This window comes from Agrobacterium sp. GW821-FHT02D03 (assembly GCF_059421725.1).
Map to the genome: position 1 here is coordinate 1,401,354 of NZ_JBWKVN010000001.1, position 19,112 is coordinate 1,420,465.

Consider the following 19,112-nt stretch of genomic DNA (forward strand, 5'->3'; position numbering starts at 1 on the left):
AAATTTCCGGGGCAACCCGGAATTCCTGTCCGAGATTGCAGGTGGTCGGTATCTCTCGGGATATTGGCCTTAATCATTCAACCTGCATGAGACGGGTAAGAGCCCGGATTTTCGCATCGAGACGATGCTAAATAATCCGGTTCGAACCTGATGTGCCTGTGCCTGAAGCCGTTTGCGGCGACAGAGCGGGGGACAGGATCCTCAAGCGTCGCTTGGGATTTCGGCAACGAAATTCCTTGAGGCAAAGGCAAACCCGATGGGTGCACATTCAATGTGTAGTCATCTACTGGAGACAGACAGTGGAAAGAGCGGAAAAACGCGAATTCGTCACGGAGCTGAACGAAGTCTTCAAGGCTTCCGGTTCAGTTGTCGTGGCCCACTATGCTGGTGTCACAGTTGCGCAGATGAACGATTTTCGTTCGAAAATGCGTGCTGCTGGCGGCACCGTCAAGGTCGCGAAGAACCGCCTGGCCAAGATCGCTCTTCAGGGTACGGAGTCGGAAGGGATGTCAGATCTCTTCAAGGGACAGACGCTGATTGCATACAGCACTGACCCTATGATTGCTCCGAAAGTCGTCATGGACTTCGCCAAGACCAACGACAAGGTCGTTGTACTGGGCGGCGCCATGGGCGCAACCACGCTGACAGCAGATGCAGTCAAGTCGCTTGCGACCCTGCCTTCGCTGGACGAGCTGCGTGCAAAGCTGCTGGGCCTTCTCAATGCCCCGGCAACGCGCATCGCAACGGTTGTGGCAGCACCGGCAAGCCAGCTTGCTCGTGTGTTCTCGGCTTACTCCAAGAAGGACGAAGCCGCTTAAGGCGGTTTTTCGCTGTAAATATTCAAACCGGTTCGAACCGAATTAAAGGAACTGAAAAATGGCTGATCTCGCAAAGATCGTAGAAGACCTCTCCTCGCTGACCGTTCTGGAAGCTGCTGAGCTTTCCAAGCTGCTCGAAGAGAAGTGGGGCGTTTCGGCTGCTGCTCCTGTAGCAGTTGCTGCTGCTGGCGGCGGTGCTGCTGCTGCTGCTCCTGAAGAAGAAAAGACCGAGTTCGACGTTATCCTGGTTGACGCTGGCGCCAACAAGATCAACGTCATCAAGGAAGTCCGCGCTATCACCGGCCTCGGCCTGAAGGAAGCTAAGGACCTCGTTGAAGGCGCTCCGAAGCCTGTCAAGGAAGCTGTTTCCAAGGCTGAAGCTGCTGACCTCAAGAAGAAGCTCGAAGACGCCGGCGCTAAGGTCGACGTTAAGTAATCTTGCGATTGCTGGCGGGAGAAGGAAAATCCTTCTCCCGTTGTCGCTCTGTTTGAAACCGATTACCCAAGAACCGCCTGAAAACGGTTCTTGGGTAATGGGTTCTTCAAGAGAATGGTTCCGAACCGGCTCATCAGGCAATCCGGCCTGATCGATCCGGGAAGTGGAACGAGATTGATTTTACCCATTATTCGACGGGGTCGACTGGCCATCGGTTCCCGTCCGTTGCAGGCCCGGATGCAATTTTAAAGGAGCGACGATGGCTCAGACCCTTTCGTTTAACGGTCGTAGGCGCGTACGCAAGTTTTTCGGCAGAATTCCAGAAGTAGCGGAAATGCCGAACCTCATCGAGGTTCAGAAGGCTTCGTATGACCAATTCCTCATGGTTGACGAGCCCAAGGGCGGACGTCCCGACGAGGGATTGAATGCCGTATTCAAATCCGTATTCCCGATCACCGACTTCTCCGGCGCGTCCATGCTGGAATTCGTATCTTACGAATTCGAGGCACCGAAGTTCGACGTCGAGGAATGCCGTCAGCGCGATCTGACCTACGCAGCGCCGCTCAAGGTGACGCTGCGCCTCATCGTGTTCGATATCGACGAGGATACAGGCGCGAAGTCCATCAAGGACATCAAGGAACAGTCCGTCTACATGGGCGACATGCCGCTCATGACCAATAACGGCACGTTCATCGTCAACGGTACCGAGCGCGTCATCGTGTCTCAGATGCACCGTTCGCCAGGCGTTTTCTTCGACCACGACAAGGGCAAGAGCCATTCTTCCGGCAAGTTGCTTTTTGCTGCGCGCGTCATCCCTTATCGCGGTTCCTGGCTCGATATCGAATTCGACGCCAAGGATGTCGTTTTCGCTCGTATCGACCGTCGCCGCAAGCTTCCCGTCACGTCGCTGCTCATGGCGCTTGGCATGGATGGCGAAGAAATCCTGTCGACGTTCTACACCAAGGCGACCTATACTCGCGAAGCTGACGGCTGGCGCATTCCTTTCCAGCCGGAGACGCTGAAGAACGCCAAGGTCATCACCGACATGATCGACGCCGATACCGGCGAAGTCGTTGTCGAAGGTGGCAAGAAGCTGACCCCGCGCCTGCTGCGTCAGCTGACGGACAAGGGCCTGAAGGCTCTCAAGGCCAGCGACGAAGACCTGTACGGCAACTTCCTTGCCGAAGACATCGTCAACTACGAGACGGGTGAAATCTATCTCGAAGCCGGCGACGAAATCGACGACAAGTCGCTGACCGTCATTCTCGGCCATGGCTTCGACGAGATCTCCGTCCTCAACATCGACCACGTCAATGTTGGCGCCTATATCCGCAACACGCTTGCTGCAGACAAGAACGAGAACCGTCAGGACGCTCTGTTCGACATCTACCGCGTCATGCGTCCAGGTGAACCGCCGACCATGGATTCTGCGGAAGCCATGTTCAACTCGCTGTTCTTCGACTCCGAGCGTTACGACCTTTCTGCCGTTGGTCGCGTCAAGATGAACATGCGTCTCGATCTCGACGTGGAAGACACCGTGCGCACGCTGCGCAAGGACGACATCCTGGCCGTGGTCAAGATGCTGGTCGAGCTGCGTGACGGCAAGGGCGAAATCGACGACATCGACAACCTCGGCAACCGCCGTGTTCGTTCCGTCGGTGAGTTGATGGAGAACCAGTATCGTCTGGGTCTTCTGCGCATGGAACGTGCGATCAAGGAACGTATGTCCTCGATCGAAATCGACACCGTGATGCCGCAGGATCTGATCAATGCGAAGCCGGCAGCTGCTGCCGTTCGTGAATTCTTCGGTTCCTCGCAGCTGTCGCAGTTCATGGACCAGGTGAACCCGCTTTCGGAAATCACCCACAAGCGCCGTCTTTCGGCTCTTGGACCGGGCGGTCTGACCCGCGAGCGCGCAGGCTTCGAAGTCCGCGACGTTCACCCGACCCACTACGGCCGTATTTGCCCGATCGAAACGCCGGAAGGCCCGAACATCGGTCTGATCAACAGCCTGGCGACCTTCGCCCGCGTCAACAAGTACGGCTTCATCGAAAGCCCGTACCGCAAGATCGTGGACGGCAAGGTCACCACCGACGTGATCTACCTCTCCGCTATGGAAGAGGCGAAGTATTACGTTGCGCAGGCCAATGCCGAGCTCGACGCTGAAGGCGCATTCACGGAAGAATTCGTGGTTTGCCGTCATGCGGGCGAAGTTATGCTGGCTCCGCGTGACAACATCAACCTGATGGACGTTTCGCCGAAGCAGCTGGTTTCGGTCGCCGCGGCTCTCATTCCGTTCCTGGAAAACGACGACGCCAACCGCGCTCTCATGGGCTCGAACATGCAGCGTCAGGCCGTTCCGCTCCTGCGTGCCGAGGCACCGTTCGTCGGTACTGGCATGGAGCCGATCGTTGCCCGTGACTCCGGCGCTGCTATTGCAGCCCGTCGTGGCGGCGTGGTCGACCAGGTGGATGCGACACGTATCGTTATCCGCGCAACGGAAGATCTCGATGCTGGCAAGTCCGGCGTTGATATCTACCGCCTGCAGAAGTTCCAGCGTTCCAACCAGAACACCTGCGTCAACCAGCGTCCGCTGGTTTCCGTCGGCGACGTTCTGAACAAGGGCGACATCATCGCGGACGGTCCTTCGACCGATCTCGGTGACCTGGCACTTGGCCGCAACGCGCTCGTCGCGTTCATGCCATGGAACGGCTACAACTACGAAGACTCGATCCTGATGTCCGAGCGCATCGTCTCCGACGACGTGTTCACCTCCATTCACATCGAAGAATTCGAAGTGATGGCCCGCGACACCAAGCTTGGTCCGGAAGAAATCACGCGCGACATTCCGAACGTTTCGGAAGAAGCGCTGAAGAACCTCGACGAAGCCGGTATCGTCTACATCGGTGCGGAAGTTCAGCCTGGCGATATCCTCGTCGGCAAGATCACGCCGAAGGGTGAAAGCCCGATGACGCCGGAAGAAAAGCTTCTGCGCGCCATCTTCGGTGAAAAGGCTTCCGACGTTCGCGACACCTCTATGCGCATGCCTCCAGGCACGTTCGGTACGGTCGTCGAAGTTCGCGTGTTCAACCGTCACGGCGTCGAAAAGGACGAGCGTGCGATGGCTATCGAGCGCGAGGAAATCGAGCGCCTGGCAAAGGACCGTGACGACGAACAGGCCATCCTGGACCGCAACGTCTATGGCCGTCTGGTCGACATGCTGCGCGGTCAGGTTTCGATTGCCGGTCCGAAGGGCTTCAAGAAGGGTGTTGAACTTTCCAACGCCGTCGTCTCCGAATATCCCCGCTCGCAGTGGTGGATGTTCGCGGTCGAGGATGAGAAGGTTCAGTCCGAGATCGAAGCTCTGCGTGGTCAGTACGACGAGTCCAAGTCGCGCCTTGAACAGCGCTTCATGGACAAGGTCGAGAAGGTCCAGCGCGGCGACGAAATGCCTCCGGGCGTCATGAAGATGGTCAAGGTCTTTGTTGCTGTGAAGCGCAAGATCCAGCCGGGTGACAAGATGGCCGGCCGTCACGGTAACAAGGGCGTTGTCTCGCGTATCGTGCCTGTCGAAGACATGCCGTTCCTGGAAGACGGTACGCATGTCGACATCTGCTTGAACCCGCTGGGCGTGCCTTCGCGCATGAACGTCGGTCAGATTCTCGAAACGCACCTCGCATGGGCTTGCGCCGGTATGGGCAAGAAGATCGGCGATCTGCTCGACGAGTATCGCAAGACGATGGACATCACCGACCTGAAGAAGGAACTGACGGAAGTCTACGCCTCCGAAGCGAAGGATGAAGTATCTTCCTTTGACGACGATGCGCTGCTGCGCCTGGCAGAACAGTCCCGCAAGGGCGTCTCCATCGCAACGCCCGTCTTCGACGGAGCGCATGAGCCTGACGTTGCTTCCATGCTGAAGCGCGCCGGTCTGAATGAGTCGGGTCAGTCGGTTCTCTATGACGGACGTACGGGTGAGGCTTTCGACCGCAAGGTGACCGTCGGCTACATGTACATGATCAAGCTGAACCACCTTGTCGACGACAAGATCCACGCTCGCTCGATCGGTCCTTACTCGCTCGTTACCCAGCAGCCACTGGGCGGCAAGGCGCAGTTCGGCGGTCAGCGCTTCGGGGAAATGGAAGTCTGGGCTCTGGAAGCTTACGGCGCCGCCTACACGCTGCAGGAAATGCTCACCGTCAAGTCGGACGACGTGGCGGGCCGCACCAAGGTTTACGAAGCGATCGTCCGTGGCGACGACACCTTCGAAGCCGGTATTCCGGAGAGCTTCAACGTTCTCGTCAAGGAAATGCGGTCTCTGGGTCTCTCCGTCGAGCTGGAAAACTCCAAGCTCGAAGAGCAGCAGGCTGCCGATCAGCTGCCTGACGCGGCGGAATAAGATCAGAAAAGGCAGGCGCTTCGAAATGAGCGCCTGCCAGCTTCGCTCACGGATGCGTGTTCGTGGGCGGACACTTTCGCCGCATTTTGCGGATAGATCCATGTTTGAAGCACTGGCCGGTCAGCCCGGGAAAGATCGCGCCAGATGCAAGCAAGGGGCTCCATCCCCTTAAGGAGACAAGGCATGAACCAAGAGGTCATGAATCTTTTCAACCCGCAGGTGCCCGCGCAGCATTTCGATTCCATCCGGATTTCGATCGCTTCGCCGGAGAAAATCCTGTCGTGGTCTTACGGCGAGATCAAGAAGCCGGAAACCATCAACTACCGTACGTTCAAGCCTGAGCGTGATGGCCTGTTCTGCGCGCGCATTTTCGGACCGATCAAGGACTATGAGTGCCTGTGCGGTAAGTACAAGCGCATGAAGTACAAGGGCATCATCTGCGAAAAGTGCGGCGTTGAAGTGACGCTGTCGCGCGTTCGTCGTGAGCGCATGGGCCATATCGAGCTTGCTGCTCCCGTTGCCCATATCTGGTTCCTTAAGTCGCTGCCTTCGCGTATCTCGACGTTGCTCGATATGACGCTGAAGGATGTAGAGCGCGTTCTCTACTTCGAAAACTACATCGTGACCGAGCCTGGCCTGACTTCGATGAAGCAGAACCAGCTTCTGTCCGAAGAAGAGTACATGATTGCCGTCGATGAATTCGGTGAAGACCAGTTCACCGCCATGATCGGTGCTGAAGCGATCTATGAAATGCTCGCCTCGATGAACCTCGAAAAGATCGCCGGCGATCTGCGTTCGGATCTTGCTGAGACCACCTCGGATCTCAAGCAGAAGAAGCTGATGAAGCGCCTGAAGATCGTCGAGAACTTCATGGAATCCGGCAACCGTCCGGAATGGATGATCATGAAGGTCGTTCCGGTGATCCCGCCGGACCTGCGTCCGCTGGTTCCGCTGGATGGCGGTCGCTTTGCGACGTCTGACCTCAACGATCTCTATCGTCGCGTCATCAACCGTAACAACCGTCTGAAGCGCCTGATCGAGCTTCGTGCACCGGGCATCATCATCCGCAACGAAAAGCGTATGTTGCAGGAATCCGTTGACGCGCTGTTCGACAACGGCCGTCGCGGCCGTGTCATCACGGGTGCCAACAAGCGTCCGCTGAAGTCGCTCTCCGACATGCTCAAGGGCAAGCAGGGCCGCTTCCGCCAGAACCTTCTCGGCAAGCGCGTCGACTATTCCGGCCGTTCGGTCATCGTGACCGGTCCGGAACTGAAGCTGCATCAGTGCGGCCTGCCGAAGAAGATGGCGCTCGAGCTGTTCAAGCCGTTCATCTATGCCCGCCTTGACGCCAAGGGTTACTCCTCCACCGTCAAGCAGGCCAAGAAGCTGGTTGAAAAGGAAAAGCCTGAAGTCTGGGATATCCTCGACGAGGTCATCCGCGAGCATCCGGTTCTTCTGAACCGCGCACCGACGCTGCACCGTCTGGGCATCCAGGCTTTCGAACCCACGCTGGTCGAAGGCAAGGCTATCCAGCTGCATCCGCTCGTCTGCACGGCGTTCAATGCCGACTTCGACGGTGACCAGATGGCCGTGCACGTTCCGCTGTCGCTTGAAGCGCAGCTGGAAGCACGCGTGCTGATGATGTCCACCAACAACATTCTGCACCCGGCAAACGGCGCACCGATCATCGTTCCTTCGCAGGACATGGTTCTCGGCCTTTACTACCTCTCGATCATGAACGAGCGCGAGCCCGGCGAAGGCATGGCCTTCTCCGACATGGGCGAACTGCATCATGCTCTGGAAAACAAGGTCGTGACGCTGCACGCGAAAATCCGTGGCCGCTTCAAGACGATGGATGCCGACGGCAAGTTGGTGTCCAAGATCTACGAAACGACGCCTGGACGCATGATCATCGGCGAACTTCTGCCGAAGAACGTGAACGTGCCTTTCGAGACCTGCAACCAGGAAATGACCAAGAAGAACATCTCCAAGATGATCGACACGGTCTATCGTCATTGCGGCCAGAAGGACACGGTCATTTTCTGTGACCGCATCATGCAGCTCGGCTTCACCCATGCTTGCCGCGCCGGCATTTCGTTCGGCAAGGACGACATGATCATTCCGGACACCAAGGCAAAGATCGTTGGCGACACCGAATCCCTGGTGAAGGAATACGAGCAGCAGTACAATGACGGCCTCATCACCCAGGGCGAAAAGTACAACAAGGTTGTCGACGCCTGGGGCAAGGCGACTGAAAAGGTCGCCGAAGAAATGATGGCCCGCATTAAGGCTGTTGAGTTCGACGAGGAAACCGGTCGTCAAAAGCCGATGAACTCCATCTACATGATGAGCCACTCGGGTGCGCGTGGTTCACCGAACCAGATGCGTCAGCTTGGTGGTATGCGCGGCCTCATGGCCAAGCCATCGGGCGAGATCATCGAAACGCCGATCATCTCGAACTTCAAAGAAGGCCTGACCGTTAACGAGTACTTCAACTCGACCCACGGTGCCCGTAAGGGTCTTGCAGACACCGCCTTGAAGACGGCGAACTCCGGTTACCTGACACGTCGTCTCGTCGACGTTGCGCAGGACTGCATCGTCAACTCTCGTGATTGCGGCACCGACAAGGGCCTCACCATGACTGCCATCGTCGATGCCGGTCAGGTCGTTGCTTCGCTCGGCGCCCGTATTCTCGGTCGTACATCGCTCGACGACATCGACAACCCGGTGACTGGCGAGAACATCGTCAAGGCCGGCACGCTGATCGATGAAGCCGACGTTGCCGTGATCGAAAAGGCTGGCATCCAGTCCGTTCGCATCCGTTCGGCTCTGACCTGCGAAATCCAGGTTGGCGTCTGCGGCGTCTGCTACGGTCGTGACCTTGCACGCGGTACGCCTGTCAACATGGGCGAAGCTGTGGGCGTTATCGCCGCTCAGTCGATCGGTGAGCCAGGCACGCAGTTGACCATGCGTACGTTCCACCTTGGTGGTACGGCCAACGTGGTTGACCAGTCGTTCCTGGAAGCGTCCTACGAAGGCACGATTCAGATCAAGAACCGCAACATCCTCCGCTCGTCGGAAGGTGTCCTCATCGCCATGGGCCGCAACATGTCGGTTACCATTCTCGATGAGCGTGGCGTCGAGCGTTCTTCGCAGCGCGTCGCCTACGGTTCGAAGCTGTTCGTGGATGATGGCGACAAGGTCAAGCGCGGTCAGCGTCTGGCAGAGTGGGACCCTTACACCCGTCCAATGATGACGGAAGTGGAAGGTACGGTTCACTTCGAAGATCTGGTCGATGGTCTCTCCGTTCTCGAAGCGACCGACGAATCCACCGGTATCACCAAGCGTCAGGTTATCGACTGGCGTTCGACACCACGTGGTTCGGATCTGAAGCCTTCGATCGTGATCAAGGATGCGTCTGGCGCAGTTGCCAAGCTGTCTCGTGGCGGCGAAGCCCGCTTCCAGCTCTCCGTGGATGCAATTCTGTCGGTCGAGCCTGGTCAGAAGGTCTTCCAGGGTGACGTGCTTGCACGTTCGCCGCTGGAAAGCGCCAAGACCAAGGACATCACCGGTGGTCTGCCGCGCGTTGCCGAACTCTTCGAAGCGCGTCGTCCGAAGGATCACGCTATCATCGCTGAAATCGATGGTACGATCCGTCTCGGCCGCGACTACAAGAACAAGCGCCGTGTTCAGATCGAGCCTGCGGAAGACGGCGTCGAGCCAGTCGAATACCTGATCCCGAAGGGCAAGCCCTTCCATCTTCAGGAAGGCGACTACATCGAGAAGGGCGAGTACATTCTCGACGGCAACCCGGCACCGCACGACATTCTGGCGATCAAGGGCGTGGAAGCACTCGCTTCCTACCTCGTGAACGAAATCCAGGAAGTCTATCGTCTGCAGGGCGTTGTCATCAACGACAAGCACATCGAAGTCATCGTTCGTCAGATGCTGCAGAAGGTTGAGATCACGGATGCCGGCGACAGCCAGTACATCGTGGGCGACAACGTCGACCGCATCGAGATGGAAGACAACAACGATCGTCTGATCGAAGAAGGCAAGAAGCCTGCTTATGGCGAACCGGTTCTTCTCGGTATCACCAAGGCATCGCTGCAGACGCCGTCCTTCATCTCGGCTGCTTCCTTCCAGGAAACCACAAAGGTTCTCACGGAAGCTGCAATTGCCGGCAAGACGGACACGCTGCAGGGCCTCAAGGAAAACGTCATCGTCGGCCGCCTCATCCCGGCTGGTACCGGCGGCACCATGACGCAGATCCGCCGCATCGCGACGACCCGCGACGACCTCATCATCGAGGAGCGCAAGAAGAGCACTGGCTCTGCTTCCGCAAACCAGATGCTGCAGGACATGACGGACAAGGCACCGGCTGCCGAGTAAGGCAGTCAGCGCAGGCACCTCGTGAGAGGTACTTGCTAATGTACATGGAAACGCCCGGAGCAATCCGGGCGTTTTTTGTTTTTGCACGGTGGCCGGAGATCGCCGGATTCCTCCTTGGACGGTGACGCAAATTGATGTGACTTGAACGATCGGGTTAACGGCCCTATCTTGAGGCCACTTCAATAGAGGAGACATGACGACGATGGATTTGACACTCGCAACCACTTTCCCTTTGGTTCTGCAGCGAGATGTTTTGTCCCATGGCTTCGTCGATTTCTCTTTCCGGTCTGTCCTGCATCAAGTCTGACGGCAAACCGCTTTTCACCAACATAGACTTCAGTTTTACCTGTGAGCGTATCGGGCTCGTCGGGCGCAACGGCGTGGGCAAAACAACGCTTTTGCACGTGATTGCCGGCGATATGATGCCCTATGCCGGTCGCGTCTCTGTGTCTGGCGCGGTTGCGCTGATGCGCCAGGACGGGATGACCCGGCCCGATGCGACGCTTGCGGATCTCTTCGGTTTGCGGGAGGCGCTGGCGCTGCTCGAACGTGCGGCCGCGGGGCAGGCGAGTGTCGACGAACTGGCCGAAGCGGACTGGACGGCTGGCGCCAGGATGGAAGCGGCGCTCGAGCATTATAGTCTTTGTGCGGCTCCAGATACGCCGCTTGCCACGCTTTCCGGCGGGCAGCGCGTGCGAGCTGCACTCGCGGCGATCACGATGGCCGAGCCGGATTTTCTTCTGCTTGACGAGCCAACCAATAATCTCGACCGGGCAGGGCGGGATATGGTGATCGAGCTTTTGCGTCACTGGCGGCGCGGCGCCATCGTCGTCAGCCATGATCGTGAATTGCTGGAAGAGATGGACGCCATTGCCGAACTGACAACGCTTGGCATGTCTCGTTATGGCGGGAATTACAGCGCGTATCGTGCGCTCAAGCAGTTGGAACTGGATGCGGCGACACATGACCTGTCGCATGCGGAAAGGGCAGGTCGTGAGGCGGCGCAACGCGCGCAGCAAGCGGCCGAGCGGAAGGCACGCAAGGACAGTGCCGGGGCAAAGAGCCGGAGCAGAGGCGATAAGCCGAAGATATTGATGGATGCGGCGAAGGGGCGGTCGGAAGCGTCTGGTGGAGCAGGCGCGCGCTTGCGCGACGCCCGACGTGAGGCGGCGGAGGCAGCGCTATCGTCCGCACGATCCCGAATAGAAGTGCTTCAGCCGATCCGGATGGACATCGCCTCAACCGGCCTGGTCGCGGGAAGGATTGTCTTGCGGCTCGACGGCGTCACAGGCGGATACAATCGATCGCGGCCTGTCATCCGCGATCTGTCCATGTCCATCACCGGGCCGGAACGCGTCGTGCTTACCGGACCAAACGGAAGCGGGAAGACCACACTGCTGAAGATGATTTCTGGCGAGATGGCACCATTCGAGGGCGTAGTGGACATGCGGGTGCCGTTCGCCGTTTTGGACCAGCATGTCCAGTGTGTTCGTGACGACCTGACCTTGCTCGAGAACTTCCGCCAGACCCATGCATCCGCGCTCGATGAAGAGGCTTATGCGGCTCTCGCCCGGTTCAAATTTCGCGCCGATGATGCGTTACGCAAGGCCGCCAGTTTGAGCGGCGGCGAACGCTTGCGGGTGGGGCTCGCCTGCACGCTTGGCGCCGTGACACCGCCCCAACTGCTGATCCTCGACGAGCCGACCAATCATCTCGATCTGGGCGGGATCGTAGCCCTTGAGGCGGCTCTGGCAGCCTATGACGGAGCCATCCTGGCCGTCAGTCACGACGAGGCGTTCGTGAGGGCGCTTTCGCCGGATAGGATCATCCAGTTGGATTGATAGAGCGCCGTGCGTCCTCTCGGATGCACAAGGATGTTTTATCTCCTAGACTCTACGCATCGTGCTTTGAGAAAATCGGCTCTGATTTTCCAGCCAGTGCTGTGGCGTCTTTGCGTTTCATGCGGACAGATGCTTGAACAGGTCTCGGACCAGCGGCGTCTGCTCTGCGTCCCTGGCGATGCAGACCACGAGATTGCGTCGCGCCCATGCGTCCGCTAACGGCGTGACGGACAAGGGGTAACTTCGTTTGCAGTGGTGAGCGATGGTGGATGGGACGATGGCGATGCCGAGGCCGGCGCTTGCGGCATGGCAGATGCTTTCGAAGGTGCGCAGGCTGATACGGTAGCGCAAACGCGCGCCGATCTTTTCCGCCTGGGCCTCGATATGGGCCTGCAAGGCTCCGTCCTTCAGCCCGATGAAATAGTCGTCGGTCAGGCTCTCAAAGCTCACCTGCTTTTCGTTTGCCAGCCTGTGAGACTTGGCGCTGACAATGGCGAGTTGACTGGTGGCGAAGGGTTTGAAAACAAGCGCCTCGTGTGCTGCCACGTCGGATAAGATGCCGACATCGGAAAAGCCTGCCGTGACACTGCGGGCAATCTCATGGCTTTGACGTTCGCGAAGATCGATATCGACCTGCGGATGGTCCGCTAGCCATGGTGTCATGCGCTGCGGCAGGGTGTCCACCATGGCCGCCGTGTTGACGGCCATACGGATTGTCGCCCGCAGGCCCCTGGCGAATTGCCCGAGATCGGCGCGCATCAGCGCAACGTGGCCGATGATCTGGCGGGCGTGATGGCAAAGCGTCTCACCAGCCTCTGTCAGGCGGATGCCGCGCCGACCTCTTTCCAGCAGCGAAACGCCGCCTGCAAGCTCCATCTCGCGCAGCCGGTCGCTTGCTGCAGCCAGAGAGAGTCCGACCTCCTGCGCGCCATGGGTGATGCTGCCAGCGTCGGCAACAGCAAGGAAAAGGCGAAGATCGTTGAGGTCAAAGCGCATAGAGAGAAGCTTACGGACAAACCAGCCTTCGGTCCAGCCGAAGGCTGGTTAAGGCAATGCCGCATTGTGGAACCTGGAGCCTGCGCTATGACGGAGCAATGAGCGACTACTCCCTTTCGATATTGTTTGTCATTGCAGCCACCTTCTTCTCTGCTGGTCTCGTCAAGGGCGTGACGGGGATGGGCCTGCCGACTGTTGCGATGGGAATCCTTGGCGGACTGCTGTCACCCCTGGTCGCTGCATCGCTGCTGATCGTTCCATCCTTGCTCACCAATGTGTGGCAGTTGATGGCCGGCATGAATGTGATGCCGATCTTGCGCCGTCTGTGGACGATGATGGCGGGGGTTCTGGTCGGCACGGTTGCCACGGCCTCGATGTTGACGGGTGAGGGCGCTGGATGGAGCACGCTTGCGCTCGGGGTGACGCTGACTTTCTATGGGATTTACACACTGCTGGCCACGCCCTATCGCGTCCAGCCTACGCTTGAGCGATGGCTTTCGCCTCTGGTGGGGATCCTGACGGGGCTGATTACCGGCGCGACGGGCGTGTTCGTCATTCCTGCCGTTCCGTATCTGCAATCGCTTGGCTTTGAGAAGGACGATCTGGTTCAGGCGCTCGGCCTGTCTTTCACGGTCTCCACGATTGCACTGACGATCGGGCTCATCTCGCACGGCGCATTTCAAGTGGGAGAGGCGGGGCTGTCGGCTCTGGCCGTCTTGCCGGCGCTGCTTGGCATGGTGGCTGGACAACGTCTCAGAAAGGCGTTTAACCCGGCAACCTTCAAGCGCTGCTTTCTGGTGATGCTGGTCTTGCTCGGTCTGGAGATGATAGTACGAAGCGTCGGTTGAGTGCAGGCTAAGAGAGGGCGCGCGAGATGTTGCACGCCCCGCTCAATTTTCAAGCAAAGCGGATAATGGAGACTTCGCCTTCCAGTGCGCCCTGATAGGCAGACGCATGCGGTTCTTCGTCCGGTACTTCGGTGATCATGCCGATCTGGTCTAGGTCGGCTTCGAGGAAGCCTTCTTCCGACAGCGCATTCAGAGCTTCGCGCACGGCGGTATCGTCGTCCGGCGCCTGGAGGATGACGTGAATGTCGATGCCGTCTTCGCCTTCGCGCTCATAGGCCTTGCCGATGATGACGAAGACCATAGCCTCGTCGCGTCCATTGTCGTTGTCGGGTTCGGTGATCATGACGCGATTCCTTTTGTCTTTGGTGGAGGAGGTGCCAGAGGCCAATCCATCTAACCTCCACGCCTGCCACATGTCGCAACCAGCAGGGCCCTGATCTTGGGACAGGCGGTGCTTCAGGGAATCAATAGACGGCTTTTGTGAAAAGCCAAAGGGCGGAAGGTGAAAAACAATGGTGAGGGCAGGGGCTTTGTGATAAAAGGCTTTCAATATCCCGTAATGCAAGGCGTTCACGCCTGCCGCGCGGGGACAAAATTCGGATTTACCCTTGACGACAGCGGGCTAAGACAGTAGTACGCCCGCCATCGGAGCCGATGTGAAGTCTGGCCATCTGGGACGACTCGTCCTGGAGATCACTTCAAACAGGGGTCCAAAACACGTACGAGACACGATTGTTGCACGCAAGACGTATGTCTTTACGTCCTCTGCTCTTGGTGGTCCATCCGTGGAAACCGGATCGGGCCACGTTTTGCGCATGACGATATGCGTGCTTCGTTGCCGGAAACGGCGTAGCCGCCACCCGAAAGGGTGGCTAAAGTAGTTTTTGCAAGGGATGGTTATATGCCTACCGTAAACCAGCTGATCCGTAAGCCGCGTCAGGCACAGGTAAAGCGCAATAAGGTTCCTGCTCTGCAGGAAAACCCACAGAAGCGTGGCGTTTGCACCCGCGTTTACACGACGACCCCAAAGAAGCCGAACTCGGCTCTTCGTAAGGTTGCCAAGATCCGCCTCACCAACGGCTTCGAAGTCATCGGTTACATTCCTGGTGAAGGTCACAACCTTCAGGAACACTCCGTTGTCATGATCCGTGGCGGCCGCGTCAAGGACTTGCCGGGCGTTCGTTACCACATCATCCGCGGTGTTCTCGATACCCAGGGCGTCAAGAACCGCAAGCAGCGCCGTTCGAAGTACGGTGCAAAGCGTCCGAAGTAATTCGGCAATAACAATTCGGCGCTGCGCGAGGTTCTCCGCGTGGTTTAGCGTCAATAACATATGAGAGACAAAGAGTATGTCCCGTCGCCATAGTGCAGAAAAGCGTGAGATCAATCCGGACCCGAAGTTCGGCGATCTGGTCGTCACCAAGTTCATGAATGCCATCATGCTTCACGGCAAGAAGTCTGTTGCCGAAAGCATCGTTTACGGCGCGTTCGACGCCGTGCAGGGCAAGACGAAGCAGGAGCCGCTCGGCGTGTTCCATTCCGCTCTCGACAACGTCGCCCCGCATGTTGAAGTCCGTTCTCGCCGCGTTGGTGGTGCGACATACCAGGTTCCGGTCGACGTTCGTCCGGAGCGCCGCCAGGCTCTCGCCATCCGTTGGCTGATCGCTGCTGCGCGCAAGCGCAACGAAACGACCATGGTCGATCGCCTCTCCGGCGAACTCATGGACGCTGCGAACAACCGCGGATCTGCTGTCAAGAAGCGTGAAGACACGCACAAGATGGCTGATGCTAACCGCGCATTCTCGCACTACCGCTGGTAATCTCAACGGTCGAAGATCGAAAGGCAGTCCATTATGGCTCGCGAATATAAAATCGAAGATTACCGTAACTTCGGTATCATGGCGCATATCGACGCCGGTAAGACGACCACCACCGAGCGTATTCTCTACTACACCGGTAAGTCGCATAAGATCGGTGAAGTTCACGATGGCGCAGCCACGATGGACTGGATGGAGCAGGAGCAGGAGCGTGGCATCACGATCACCTCTGCTGCTACCACGACCTTCTGGAAGGGTCGCGATGGCAAGATGCGTCGTTTCAACATCATCGACACCCCCGGCCACGTTGACTTCACCATCGAAGTCGAGCGTTCGCTGCGCGTTCTCGACGGCGCTATCGCGCTGCTCGACGCCAACGCCGGTGTTGAGCCGCAGACGGAAACCGTCTGGCGTCAGGCAGAGAAGTACAACGTTCCGCGTATGATCTTCTGCAACAAGATGGACAAGACGGGCGCTGACTTCTACCGCTCGGTAGAAATGATCAAGACCCGCCTCGGTGCCACTGCCGTCGTCATGCAGCTGCCGATCGGCGCTGAAACGGAATTCAAGGGCGTTATCGACCTGATCGAGATGAATGCTCTGATCTGGCGCGATGAATCGCTCGGCGCCCAGTGGGACGTCGTCGAAATTCCGGAAGACATGAAGGCCAAGGCTGAAGAATATCGCGAAAAGCTGATCGAGACTGTTGTCGAGATCGACGAAGAAGCGATGGAAGCCTACCTCGAAGGCAACTATCCGGACAACGAGAAGATCCGTTCGCTCGTTCGCCGCGGCACCATCGACGTGAAGTTCCACCCGATGTTCTGCGGTACCGCGTTCAAGAACAAGGGCGTTCAGCCGCTTCTCGACGCTGTTGTCGACTATCTGCCTTCTCCGCTGGACATTCCGGCGATCAAGGGCATCGACTTCAAGACGGAAGCCGAAATCGAGCGTCATGCTGACGATTCCGAGCCGCTTTCCATGCTCGCGTTCAAGATCATGAACGACCCCTTCGTCGGTTCGCTCACCTTCGCACGTATCTACTCGGGCAAGCTCGAGAAGGGCACATCTGTCATCAACACGGTTAAGGACAAGCGCGAGCGCGTCGGCCGTATGCTTCAGATGCACTCCAACAGCCGTGAAGACATCGAAGAAGCCTTTGCAGGCGACATCGTTGCTCTGGCTGGCCTCAAGGAAACCACGACGGGCGACACGCTTTGCGATCCGTTGAAGCCGGTTATCCTCGAGCGCATGGAATTCCCTGAGCCGGTCATCCAGATCGCGATCGAACCGAAGACCAAGGGCGACCAGGAAAAGATGGGCCTCGCGCTCAACCGCCTGGCTGCTGAAGATCCTTCGTTCCGCGTCAAGACAGACGAAGAATCCGGTCAGACGATCATTGCTGGCATGGGCGAACTTCACCTCGACATTCTCGTCGACCGTATGCGTCGCGAGTTCAAGGTTGAAGCCACCGTCGGTGCTCCGCAGGTTGCTTACCGCGAAACGATCACGAAGCTGCACGAAGAAGATTACACCCACAAGAAGCAGTCCGGTGGTACCGGTCAGTTCGCTCGTGTCAAGATCATCTTCGAACCGAACCCAGACGGCGAAGATTTCAAGTTCGAGTCCAAGATCGTTGGTGGTGCTGTTCCGAAGGAATACATCCCAGGCGTTCAGAAGGGTATCGAAAGCGTTCTGTCTTCCGGTCCTCTGGCTGGCTTCCCGATGCTGGGTGTCAAGGCAACTCTCATCGACGGTGCGTACCACGATGTTGACTCGTCTGTTCTGGCGTTCGAAATCGCATCGCGTGCCTGCTTCCGTGAAGCAGCAAAGAAGGCTGGCGCACAGCTTCTCGAGCCGATGATGAAGGTCGAAGTTGTGACACCTGAAGATTACGTCGGTGACGTGATCGGCGATCTGAACTCGCGTCGCGGTCAGATCCAGGGTCAGGAATCGCGTGGCATCACCATCGTGATCAGCGCTCACGTTCCGCTGGCCAACATGTTCAAGTACGTCGACAACCTTCGTTCGATGTCTCAGGGCCGTGCACAGTACTCGATGACCTTCGATCACTATGCGCCGGTTCCAAGCAACGTTGCTGCCGACATCCAGGCAAAGTACTCCGGTCAGAAGTGATCGGGGTACGCCCCAAACGAGATTTAGAGTTTATTCCCGCTTAGGGACAAGATGGAGAGCCACTAATGGCAAAGAGCAAGTTTGAGCGGAATAAGCCGCACGTCAACATCGGCACGATCGGTCACGTTGACCACGGCAAGACGTCTTTGACTGCCGCGATCACGAAGTACTTCGGCGAGTTCAAGGCGTATGACCAGATCGACGCGGCTCCTGAAGAGAAGGCTCGTGGTATCACGATTTCGACGGCGCACGTTGAGTATGAGACGCCGAACCGTCACTACGCTCACGTTGACTGCCCCGGCCACGCCGACTACGTGAAGAACATGATCACCGGTGCTGCGCAGATGGACGGCGCGATCCTGGTTTGCTCTGCTGCTGACGGCCCGATGCCGCAGACGCGCGAGCACATCCTGCTCGCTCGCCAGGTTGGCGTTCCGGCGATCGTCGTGTTCCTCAACAAGGTTGACCAGGTTGACGACGCAGAACTTCTGGAGCTCGTCGAGCTTGAAGTTCGCGAACTTCTGTCGTCCTACGACTTCCCAGGCGACGACATTCCGATCGTCAAGGGTTCGGCACTTGCTGCTCTTGAAGATTCCGACAAGAAGATCGGCGAAGACGCCATCCGCGAGCTGATGGCTCAGGTTGACGCCTACATCCCGACGCCTGAGCGTCCGATCGACCAGCCGTTCCTGATGCCGATCGAAGACGTGTTCTCGATCTCTGGTCGTGGTACGGTTGTGACCGGCCGCGTTGAGCGTGGTATCGTCAAGGTTGGTGAAGAAGTCGAAATCGTCGGCATCCGTGCGACGTCGAAGACGACTGTTACCGGCGTTGAAATGTTCCGCAAGCTGCTCGATCAGGGCCAGGCTGGCGACAACATCGGTGCACTGGTTCGTGGCGTACAGCGCGATGGCGTTGAGCGTGGTCAGATCCTTTGCAAGCCAGGTTCGGTCAAGCCGCACAAGAAGTTCATGGCAGAAGCCTACATCCTGACGAAGGAAGAAGGCGGCCGTCATACGCCGTTCTTCACGAACTACCGTCCGCAGTTCTACTTCCGTACGACTGACGTTACCGGTATTGTTTCGCTTCCAGAAGGCACGGAAATGGTTATGCCTGGCGACAACGTCACGGTTGAAGTCGAGCTGATCGTTCCGATCGCGATGGAAGAAAAGCTGCGCTTCGCTATCCGCGAAGGCGGCCGTACCGTGGGCGCCGGCATCGTCGCTTCGATCATCGAGTAATCTCGACGTTTGAAAGTTCTCTCTGACGGCGGTGCAAAACACCGCCGTCAGTTGTTTGATGAAAAAGCGTATCGGCGCTGCACTTTTAGTGCTTGAAAATTTCGGTGAAAGCGCGTAAACGCGCACTCACGTTCACCGCTGGATTCGCAATGCGTTGCGAAGCCGGGTGATTTCGCAATACAGACTAC

The 19,112-nt window shown here is 57.9% G+C and carries 12 protein-coding genes; 10 read left to right on the top strand and 2 right to left on the bottom strand.

From position 1 onward, the window contains the following. The first annotated feature begins 299 nt into the window (after positions 1-299). The 5 genes from rplJ to AC07U5_RS06535 all read left to right on the top strand — a co-directional run bounded on the left by rplJ (position 300) and on the right by AC07U5_RS06535 (position 11,886). A complete protein-coding gene (gene rplJ / locus AC07U5_RS06515; protein WP_062425172.1) occupies positions 300-818 on the top strand; it encodes a 50S ribosomal protein L10 in 519 nt (172 codons plus the stop codon). 58 nt (positions 819-876) lie between these two features. Next, entirely contained in the window at positions 877-1,254 is a 378-nt protein-coding gene (gene rplL, locus AC07U5_RS06520; RefSeq protein WP_062425171.1) for a 50S ribosomal protein L7/L12, read from the top strand. 259 nt (positions 1,255-1,513) lie between these two features. Further along, entirely contained in the window at positions 1,514-5,653 is a 4,140-nt protein-coding gene (rpoB, locus tag AC07U5_RS06525) for a DNA-directed RNA polymerase subunit beta (RefSeq protein ID WP_062439234.1), read from the top strand. Between the two features lie 183 nt (positions 5,654-5,836). Continuing rightward, complete coding sequence (gene rpoC, locus AC07U5_RS06530) at positions 5,837-10,045, top strand: DNA-directed RNA polymerase subunit beta' (protein ID WP_062439232.1); 4,209 nt, start codon at positions 5,837-5,839, stop codon at positions 10,043-10,045. 260 nt (positions 10,046-10,305) lie between these two features. Further along, complete coding sequence (locus AC07U5_RS06535; RefSeq protein WP_494722588.1) at positions 10,306-11,886, top strand: ABC-F family ATP-binding cassette domain-containing protein; 1,581 nt, start codon at positions 10,306-10,308, stop codon at positions 11,884-11,886. Between the two features lie 117 nt (positions 11,887-12,003). On the opposite strand, the gene AC07U5_RS06540 is transcribed toward AC07U5_RS06535, so the two are convergent. Further along, positions 12,004-12,882: a LysR family transcriptional regulator gene (locus AC07U5_RS06540; RefSeq protein WP_494722589.1), complete on the bottom strand. Its 879-nt coding sequence runs from the start codon at positions 12,880-12,882 to the stop codon at positions 12,004-12,006. 98 nt (positions 12,883-12,980) lie between these two features. Here AC07U5_RS06540 and AC07U5_RS06545 point away from each other — a divergent pair, with 98 nt between their 5' ends. Then, entirely contained in the window at positions 12,981-13,730 is a 750-nt protein-coding gene (locus AC07U5_RS06545; protein ID WP_494722590.1) for a sulfite exporter TauE/SafE family protein, read from the top strand. Positions 13,731-13,779: 49 nt separating this feature from the next. On the opposite strand, the gene AC07U5_RS06550 is transcribed toward AC07U5_RS06545, so the two are convergent. Beyond that, positions 13,780-14,073, bottom strand: a complete 294-nt coding sequence (locus AC07U5_RS06550; RefSeq protein ID WP_062425175.1) for a hypothetical protein — start codon at positions 14,071-14,073, stop codon at positions 13,780-13,782. Positions 14,074-14,631: 558 nt separating this feature from the next. Here AC07U5_RS06550 and rpsL point away from each other — a divergent pair. From rpsL to tuf, 4 genes are all read left to right on the top strand, one after another. Then, positions 14,632-15,003 carry a 30S ribosomal protein S12 gene (gene rpsL / locus AC07U5_RS06555; RefSeq protein ID WP_003507760.1) on the top strand — a complete coding sequence of 124 codons (372 nt, stop codon included), beginning with the start codon at positions 14,632-14,634 and terminating at the stop codon, positions 15,001-15,003. A gap of 76 nt (positions 15,004-15,079) precedes the next feature. Continuing rightward, positions 15,080-15,550, top strand: a complete 471-nt coding sequence (gene rpsG, locus AC07U5_RS06560; RefSeq protein WP_062425165.1) for a 30S ribosomal protein S7 — start codon at positions 15,080-15,082, stop codon at positions 15,548-15,550. Positions 15,551-15,583: 33 nt separating this feature from the next. Then, positions 15,584-17,683, top strand: coding sequence for an elongation factor G (gene fusA, locus AC07U5_RS06565; RefSeq protein ID WP_062425164.1), 2,100 nt, complete (start codon positions 15,584-15,586; stop codon positions 17,681-17,683). A gap of 65 nt (positions 17,684-17,748) precedes the next feature. After that, on the top strand, positions 17,749-18,924 hold the full coding sequence (tuf, locus tag AC07U5_RS06570) for an elongation factor Tu (protein WP_111851116.1): 1,176 nt from the start codon (positions 17,749-17,751) through the stop codon (positions 18,922-18,924). Positions 18,925-19,112: the final 188 nt, after the last annotated feature.